Annotated in this window: 5 protein-coding genes; all 5 read right to left on the reverse strand. The window is 45.0% G+C overall.

The genetic code is table 11. The annotated features are described in order from the left end of the window. Nucleotides 1-388: 388 nt before the first annotated feature. The 5 genes from QUB30_RS32210 to QUB30_RS32230 all read right to left on the reverse strand — a co-directional run bounded on the left by QUB30_RS32210 (nucleotide 389) and on the right by QUB30_RS32230 (nucleotide 8,979). Complete coding sequence (locus tag QUB30_RS32210; RefSeq protein ID WP_333342185.1) at nucleotides 389-1,255, reverse strand: pirin family protein; 867 nt, start codon at nucleotides 1,253-1,255, stop codon at nucleotides 389-391. 155 nt (nucleotides 1,256-1,410) lie between these two features. Then, nucleotides 1,411-1,626, reverse strand: coding sequence for a hypothetical protein (locus QUB30_RS32215; protein ID WP_172190416.1), 216 nt, complete (start codon nucleotides 1,624-1,626; stop codon nucleotides 1,411-1,413). A gap of 506 nt (nucleotides 1,627-2,132) precedes the next feature. After that, complete coding sequence (locus QUB30_RS32220; protein WP_333342192.1) at nucleotides 2,133-2,618, reverse strand: hypothetical protein; 486 nt, start codon at nucleotides 2,616-2,618, stop codon at nucleotides 2,133-2,135. Nucleotides 2,619-2,668: 50 nt separating this feature from the next. After that, the gene (locus tag QUB30_RS32225; protein ID WP_333342188.1) at nucleotides 2,669-4,027 is read right to left on the reverse strand and encodes a response regulator; all 1,359 of its coding nucleotides are present in this window, start codon (nucleotides 4,025-4,027) and stop codon (nucleotides 2,669-2,671) included. Beyond that, complete coding sequence (locus QUB30_RS32230; RefSeq protein WP_333342190.1) at nucleotides 4,024-8,979, reverse strand: PAS domain S-box protein; 4,956 nt, start codon at nucleotides 8,977-8,979, stop codon at nucleotides 4,024-4,026. The genes QUB30_RS32225 and QUB30_RS32230 overlap by 4 nt, the downstream gene beginning before the upstream one ends. Nucleotides 8,980-8,998: the final 19 nt, after the last annotated feature.

Here is an 8,998-nt window from a genome sequence, read left to right on the forward strand (position 1 = left end):
TGTCAAATTTTTGGAGAGACTTTTTTACTAACGAACATAAATTTGATTTCCCCAAAATACGTCAATATACTTACACAGAGAAAATGATTTAGGATTGCTCTAGATATAGAAAATCATTTAGGATTGCTATATATATTGATCGCCCGCAACTAGAGCGAGCGAACAACTTATTAATAATGATAATCGCTGCCGGCGGGGGAGTCTGCAGACGGCGGACTCTCCCACCCTTACCCTTTCTTTGATTATCATTATTATTCAATAATATTTCTACACAAAGGCGTATTGACAAAATCTACTCCCTTCTAACTTGTTACCAATGCTGCTAGGGTCGTAGAGTGGCAGGTGCATATTGGGCGCGAGCGTTTTTGGGAGAGTAAATAGGTAGAAGCTATTTTGGCAGCGGGATAAATTCTGTCTCTTGAGGAACCTGAGCAAACCGTCCCTCTGTCCAATCGAGTTTGGCCTGCTCAATGCGCTCGCGTCGGCTCGAAACAAAATTCCACCACTTATGCCGCTCACCAACAGGTTCACCGCCAACTACAATACAGCGGGCTTGGCCTGAAGTAGAAATGTTTACCGATGTGCCTGAATTTAGAACTGCCAACCGATGTTGTTCTAAAGGCACTCGATCGATCACAAGCCCCTCTGTTACGCTGTAAACCGCCTGTTCGCTGTAACAGCCCGGCAAGGTAAATTCTGTTCCGGGAGTCAGTTGCACGTCCAGATAAATCATGGGTGAAAATATTTGAACTGGGGAAGTGCGACCATAGGCATCACCCGCAATTAGGGTGAAAGAAACTCCTGCATCCTCCCAAACAGGCAGCTCACTTGCGGGATGGTGGCGAAACCAGGGGTCAGTTTCTTCGTATTCATCGGGAAGTGCTATCCAGGTTTGGATGCCATGCAAGATAGCTTCTTTGCTGCGCTCATCGTCAGGCGTGCGTTCAGAGTGGACAATCCCTCGCCCTGCCGTCATCCAATTCACCGCGCCAGGACGGATTTCTTGAACGCTGCCGACACTATCGCGGTGCAGCAAAACGCCTTCAAACAGGTAGGTGACGGTTGCTAAGTTGATGTGCGGGTGGGGCCTGACATCCACGCCCAGACCGGGTGGAAACACCGCAGGGCCGAGATGGTCAAAAAAGATGAACGGGCCTACCAGTGGTAAAACGTCTGAGGGAAGCAGGCGGCGGGCTTGGAATCCACCCAAATCTTGAATGTGCGGCTCGATGAGATGCTGGATGTTATCCGTCATGATGTTGATAAAGTTGCGAATGCTAATCGCCTATGTCAAAAGTGCATTATACAAAAAGCTATTCTTGTACAGGGCGATCGCTATATCGGTGACTTGTCTCAACTTTCCCAACGGAAAGCTGTTGTAGAGTGTCGAGTTCTCAACCAGCTTTCTGTTTACGAGACGATGGAGAGTTCATCACTGACTTGAATCCGACCTTTGACCAGGGAGCGAATCAGGCGATCGAGCGAGCCGCGTTCTTCTTCGCTGATGGACTCATCGAGGATCGCGGCCATCATGCCGTAGCGGTCAGCTTTGGTGAGGCGGTGAGTATCGGTGACAGTGGCGATTAATTCGTTGATAGCGCCGGGGAGAAGATTGACTGGAGACATGGTATTGCTTTGAACTCGACACCTTAATCATCTCCTGGTTTCCCTTAAGAGCAAGTGATGCTGCTGGTTTTTTTCCGTGATAATACTGAAAATATTCGGTGAACCAAGTCCGTGTTACAAGTGATGGAAGTCACAAAATTGAAACCTATGCAGCGGTGGAACAGTGAGAACCCACCTTGCGCCCTTAAAATGTCACACTGTGATAATTTTCGTCTTTCACGAGTCTGAACCTCTTGCTGTGCGAAAGTTTCAGACCTTCACAGGAAAAACCGTCTCCTCTTAAACCAATAGTCCGGACAGTTTTCAATCACTAACAGCAGAATGCTGGTTTCAGCCTTCTCAGTGAGGTCAAATGCTAACGGTAGAATGAGGGTTTCAGCCTCGGTCTCAAAAACTGTCCGGAGTATTGTTAAACCAATTCTCAACGAATAGTGAATGTTGACTTGGAATTTCCTCAAAATTGATGCAAACCTCATGGCTTCGTCAAAAATATCTGAATCTGACTGTCAAAGGGCCGAAGGTGGGTTAGAAGATGGTTCTGGAACTGCAACGGTGGTAACACGGAGATTCGGATCGAGGGCGTCACCTTGATAGTAAATATAATCTCGATAACCTACTGCACCACCAAAAGAATGACCTAATAAACCAAGGCGCTGCGTATCGACAACAAACGCAATCGGAGATGTGGGCTTGGTGTTTTCGATCGCCATTTGGGACAAAACCGGCGCAATTTGCGAAGTTTGTGACACCAAGTTAGGGGGTGAAGTGGGATTGAAGGGCGAAGGGCGCAAATTGTTCGGAACGACTACCACCAAGCCATACCGCGCCACGAGGCTAGCGTAATCTGAATAAAATGATTTATCTAAAAGCGCACCTTGCAATAAAAGTGCGATCTGGAAACAGTAAGTGCCCGAATTAAGAGCTGATGATTTAGGATAATAAATGTCAGCTAAATCGTTATTAGTCGATATCGTCGTGCTGTAAAAAGCAATTTCTTTAAATTGCGGTCAATAATACATGGTTGTTATAACCCTGCCTAAATTTATTTAGAAAAATGTTTTTTAGAGTGGTGAATCGGAATTTCGATTGCCAATGTCGCTCCTCGATCGGGTACCGAAAGACAACGAAGTTGCCCGCCGTGCCCGTCCACTACGATAGCATAGCTAATCGATAACCCTAATCCCTTTCCTGTTCCCACTTCCTTCGTTGTAAAAAAGGGTTCAAAAATGCGTTGTTGAATTTCTTCTATTAGGCCCGGCCCATTATCAGTAATATAAATACCCGCTTGCAAGTCGGAAAGTAACTTCGTGCAAATAGTAATAGTAGGGATGGGGCTGTTATCACCTGCCTCTTTTGCCAAACTTTTTTGTGACTGCAACGCATCAATCGCATTGGTCAGGACGTTCATAAAAACCTGATTCATTTGCCCCGCATAACATTCTATCTTTGGCAGGTACTCATACTCTTTTACCACTTTAATTATCGTTTGGTCTGCTTCATCTTTCAGCCGATGCTGCAAAATCATCAGCGTATTTTCAAGCCCTTCATGAATATCCACCGCTTTCAACTCAGCTTGATCGAGTCGGGAAAAATTCCGCAGCGAGCGGACTATTTCTTCGATCCGGTCAGCTCCTATTCTCATAGAAGCAATTAATTTCGGCAAGTCATTGCTGAGAAAAGTGAGATCCATCGCCTCCAGTTGATCCTGGATAGCTGTTGTGGGATTGGGGCAATCTTCTGCGTAGAGGCGCACCAGTCTCAGCAAATCTTGAGTGTACTCCGTTACGGGGGAAAGGTTCCCCTTAATGAAGCTAATCGGATTGTTAATTTCGTGAGCTACCCCCGCTACGACATTCCCCAAACTTGACATTTTCTCGCTTTGGATGAGTTGAGCTTGCGTATGTTGTAACTGTTGTAGAGCCAGCTCTAGCTGCTGGGATTTCTCCCGCTCTTTAGCTTCGGACTCCCGCAATCGCGCATTTTGATCGTGCAATTTTTTTTGCAAACGCTGAATAGTTAGTTGATTTTCGACACGAGCTAAAACTTCTTCTAAATGAAATGGCTTGGTGATGTAGTCTACTCCTCCCACAGCAAATGCTGTGACTTTATCCAAGACTTGATCTAGGGCACTCAGGAAAATTACTGGAATCCCCGAAGTCCTGCAATCCGCTTTTAGGTGTTGGCAAACTTCATAGCCGTTCATCTGGGGCATCGTGATGTCGAGCAAAATCAAATCGGGTGGAGTTGAACGCGCTGCTTTTAATGCCATCTCCCCATTTATTACGCCCCGAACTTTATACCCTTTGTCGCTCAACATAGTGGATAAAAGACGCAGGTTGTCTGGGGTATCGTCAACCACTAAAAGATTGGCAAAATGAGATTCTAATTGCTGGCTGTTCATGGAATCATTTCTTCAGTTAAGTTAGTGATTTTATCAAACCGAAAATTGTTAGCCCAATCGGCGATAGTCTCTGCAAAAGAAGTATTGGATTTGAAGATGACGGCGACCAAACTTAAAATCAGCTCTGCATCAGCATCGATAGCTGCTTGATGTAACTGTATCACCCACTCCGCAGGCATTGCCGCTAAATTCGTCCTCAAGAATTCAGTTTCTTCCCCTGCTTTTACACTCAAGTCTTGACCCTCAAGCTGAGATAATGTAAAGTTCGGTAAATCTTCATAGATATACTGTACCCCTAAATGTTCAGCCATTTTGGCAAAAATAACTTCTTCTTGAAAAGGCTTGCTCACAAAATCGTCACAGCCTGATGATAAAACAATGGCTCGCTCTTCCTCAAAAGCGCTAGCGGTCAACGCAACAATCGGGGTAGCCTCCTCTTGAATCTGGGCTTTAATTTGTCTGGTAGCCTCATATCCGTCTATCACAGGCATTTGCATATCCATCCAAATTAGGTGAGGTTTCCAAGTTTCCCAGATTCTAATAGCTTCTTGACCATTTACGGCTTCGCGCACCTCCAAGCCAAGCGGTTCGAGAAGATGAACCAATAGCAAACGGCTCTCCCATTTATCATCAACCACCAAGATGCGATATGAGGGTTGGTTGGGTTCTAAACCTATTACCCGTTTTCTTGATTGTCGAGGTTGAACTTCAGCCATATCAGGTGAGCTAATTTGGATATCAAAACTAAAAATAGTTCCTCGATTCAAGGTACTGCTGACCGCAATGTCTCCTCCCATCAGTTGTACGAATTTTCTGCTGATGGGTAAACCTAAGCCGGTTCCTTCTTGAGATTTCCGACCCGTGTCAGTTTGTACAAAAGCCTCAAATAAAGAATCTACCTCAGTAGGAGCAATGCCGTGGCCCGTGTCTTCCACTTCAAACGTAATAGTCTGTTGTTCATTCTCTGTTGCCGATTTTTGTTTGGCACTAATTGCTGAAACCCGAAGTGTCACACTTCCCTTGCTCGTAAATTTTATTGCATTTCCTAGCAGATTAATCAAGACTTGACGCAATTTACTTTCGTCAGTCTTTACATACTGAGGAATGTTATAATTGATGTTAAGACTGAGCTGTAAACCTTTAGAATCAGCTTTGAGTTTGAGCATTTCTTCGAGAGAATGGAGCAAATGATACAGGTCAAAGCTAGTAGGATTTAAGGTAATCCGACCTGCCTCGATTTTGGACATTTCCAGCACGTCATTAATCAGTGCCAGCAAATGCTCGCCAGAACGACTTATGATGGCGATCTGTTCCTGCTGTATGTGAGAAAGGGATGAGTCGCGGGCTAACACTTGGGTAAAGCCGAGAATTGCATTGAGGGGAGTTCGCAGTTCGTGACTCATATTTGATAAAAATTCGCTTTTAGCCTTGTTAGCCGCATCTGCCACTTCTTTGGCTTGTTGTAAGGCTTCCTCTGCTTTTTTGCTTTCCGTAATATCGCTTGCTGTGCCAGTTATTCCTAGAACATTTCCCTCAGAATCCCGTACTACAATTGCATTAGCCCGGAGATTGATAGGTCTGCTATCTTTAGCTAAGTGTATAGTTTCATACTGAAAAACGGACTCTCCGTTCAGCGTGCGGTGGAATATCTCGTTATCTTTGGGAAGTTGTTCAGGGGACTTAAAATCACTGAATTTTCGCCCTATCATTTCTTCAGGGCAGTAACCAAAAATATGTTTGACAGCAGCGTTGACGAAGGTATAACGCCCTTCGGTATCAAGTGACCAAATCATATCCTGCGATGTTTCAACTAAGTCACGGTATTTAGCCTCGCTTTCTTTGAGCGCTTCTTCTACCCTTTGACGTTCAGTGATATCGTTAGTGACTACAAGAATACACGCTTCTCCACCTAGCTCAATAATATCTGATGATACCAGCATCTTCCTCATCTCGCCTGAGGAAGTACGGCAATCGAATTCCTGATTGCGAAGCACTCCTAATTCTTGCAATAGCTGTCTGTATCTACCACATTCTTCTAAATTAACCCAAAGATTCAACTCAATTGCTGTAAAACCAATTACCTCTTCGCGAGAGTAACTAAAAGTGCTGAGGAAGCTGTCGTTCACTTCGATGTAGCGTCCATCTGCGAATCGGGCGATCGCGATCGGGCTAGGGCTGGAACGAAAGGCTTTAGAAAACTTTTCCTCAGACTGGCCCAAGGCTATTTCTGTCTGCATTCTGACAGCGATTTCTTGTTGCAATTCTTGGGTTCTTTCCATCACCTTACGTTCCAGGGTTCGCGAGTATTCCCCTAATTGGTCATAGAGTTGGGCATTTTTAATAGAAATTGCCGCTAGGGAACACAACATTCTGACCACTGACAAGCGGTTGGGAGTAAACGCGCCTGTAGTTAAATTATTTTCTAAGTAAACAAGACCGATGAGTTGACCTTGCCCTTGAATAGTAGTACACAAAACGGATTTAGGTTGATGCAATTTAATGTAAGAATCATTGAGAAAAATTTCAGCTCTACGGGCGTCATCCAGAACCACATCTTGTTGACTTCGGGCAACATAATTAATTATTGAAAGTGGGACTAATAAGCTGTTTTGAACCGACACCGCTTGATGCACAAATACTTGGTTTGACTCAACAAGTGTACCCGCTGCTTCTATCCACAGCTCACTTCCTCTATCTAAGATGAGAAAGCCCGAACAGGCGCCTGCATTTTCTAAGACAATTTTTAGTAATTTTGCTAGTAAGTTGTCAATAACAATTTCCCCAGCCAGCACTTGCGAGGCTTTCATCACTGTCGCAAAATCTAGTATATTTGTATCGGTCATTGTGGTTGAAGCGATCGACTGGGTGCTATTTATTGATACGGTTTCTCGCTTAGCAATGCTTTGAAGTAACTGCGGATACCTTTTTTCTAAATCTCGAACCTTGGCTTTAGCACCCCAACGGGCATAACAGTAATACGCCTCCTGCATATAGCCTGCGGCAACTTTTTCTTTGCCCCAGTCAAGGTAGAACTTGGCGGCGAGTTCGTTGGCTAATCCTTCCTCTTGGATATAACCGTTGTCCTTGGCTCCTTGAATTGCTAAATCGTAAAATTCTATCGCTTCTGTTTTGCAATTGAGGCGTTGATACTTTTGGGCTTCAACTAAATGATATTTGTGCAAGTAATTCATGGGAGCATAATGCGCCCATTCTTTTAGCTTGGCTTGATTTTCTTCCATTCGCTGCCATCGCGGTTCCGAGTCAGTCATCGATTCACCAGGAGTAGCCAGCACGGTCAGAGAATCATAGAAATATAAGATCGGTTCAACGACACTACCCATCCCTCCGGCCAAATACTGTCGGGTTTGATCCCCATCGTGTTGGGCTTTGGCAAAGTCTTCAAGCCAGTAATTCAATGTGAATCGATATAGGTAAAAGAAGGATAGTCGGTAAAAATCGACTTTGGCCTCATCCAGGATTTTTTCTTCGTATGAATCTTGGCGTAAGAGAATCTCGTTCTCTGACTGACCCAGCAGAATGAGAGCAGCTTGCCAGTAAGCCAAAACACAGTTTGCTGCTGTGACTTGGTGGAGGTCGCACAACTGTTGGTAATAGGCGCGAATTTGGGGTTCGAGTTCGGTCAGCGGTTGACCGCACCAATAAGCATTGAAGGAGTACAACTGCGCGTCGTAGCCCATAAATTCTAGATTGCCCGTTTCCAATCCAGCTTGATAGCCATCGAGAAGAATGGGCAGCGATTCTTGCAGATGGGTCGTCCAATGACCAACATATCCCCCCATTAACAGGGCTGTTGCGGCTCGAATATTTTTGGCATCTGGTTCTGAGGCTAGTTGGTATCCTAATTGCCCAAACTGAGGCACCTTTGTCATGTCTCCCCACAGAATTCTCAGTTGGAAGGCGTAACCAGCGTAGCAATAAGGCGAAACAGGACTATTTCCAAATTGAATTGATAATTTGACCTGTAGAGCAACTATTAGGAAATAAAGCTTTGAGCCTGTCATGTAACAGACGGGTGTAAGACGAGCCGCATTTTGCATAATTGCTAACTGCTGGGCATCAGTCATGTTCGGCAGATGAATGAATGTCTCAATTGAGCGATCGCTAATTAAGGCATCGATTTCCTGCTTAAGCTGCCCAATATCTTCTAACGTTGGGCTGTCTGGCAAGTTCACTCCCAACATTTGGAAGACAGATTGACCGATCGCGATCGCCTCTAAAAATTCATTGCGGGCGACCAATGCCTGGATTTTGACTTGATAAACTTGCACCTGTTCTAAAGGCGTTTTCGCATGATCGATTACCGCTTCAATCCACTGGTGCATCTGCTCAAAATCGCCGACCAAAAAAGCCACCTCGGCAGCCAAGTCGTACAGAGATAGGGTCATTTGATATTGCCGTTGCCAAGCGTCTGTTCCCAGCAGTTTCAGGCCCACTGTGGCATATTCGCGTGCGGCTTGATAAGCCGTTGCGGCTCTGGCTTTGCGGCAAGCAGTGAGGTTGAGTTGGGCGAGTTCGTCCCTTTCCTGCTGTTCCACAACCAGTGTGGTTCCATAATTCAACTGATTGACTAATTCAAAAATGCGTTCTTCTCTAGCTTCTGGTGAAATCTGTTGCAGCAGCAGTTGCCCGATTTGATAATGGGCGATCGCGCGTTCTGCTTCCGGAATCAAAGAATAAGCGGCTTGCTGGACGCGATCGTGCAAGAAACGATAGGCAACCGTTTGAGAAGTAGATTGAGAAATATTTTCTACCTCCAGATAAAACTTATAAACTTCGCTCTGAGGTAAAACAAAACCTTCCTGTAAAGTTTTCCACAATGCGGTTGCCGTTTCCGTCTCCATTCTTTGCGAAACAATTGCTAATGTTGTCAGAGCGAACTGATTGCCAATGCAAGCGGCTAATTTTAAAACATCCTGAGTTTCAACGGGCAATTTCTGTAACTGCTGCGCC

The organism is Microcoleus sp. BROC3 (assembly GCF_036702515.1).
Classification (GTDB): domain Bacteria; phylum Cyanobacteriota; class Cyanobacteriia; order Cyanobacteriales; family Microcoleaceae; genus Microcoleus.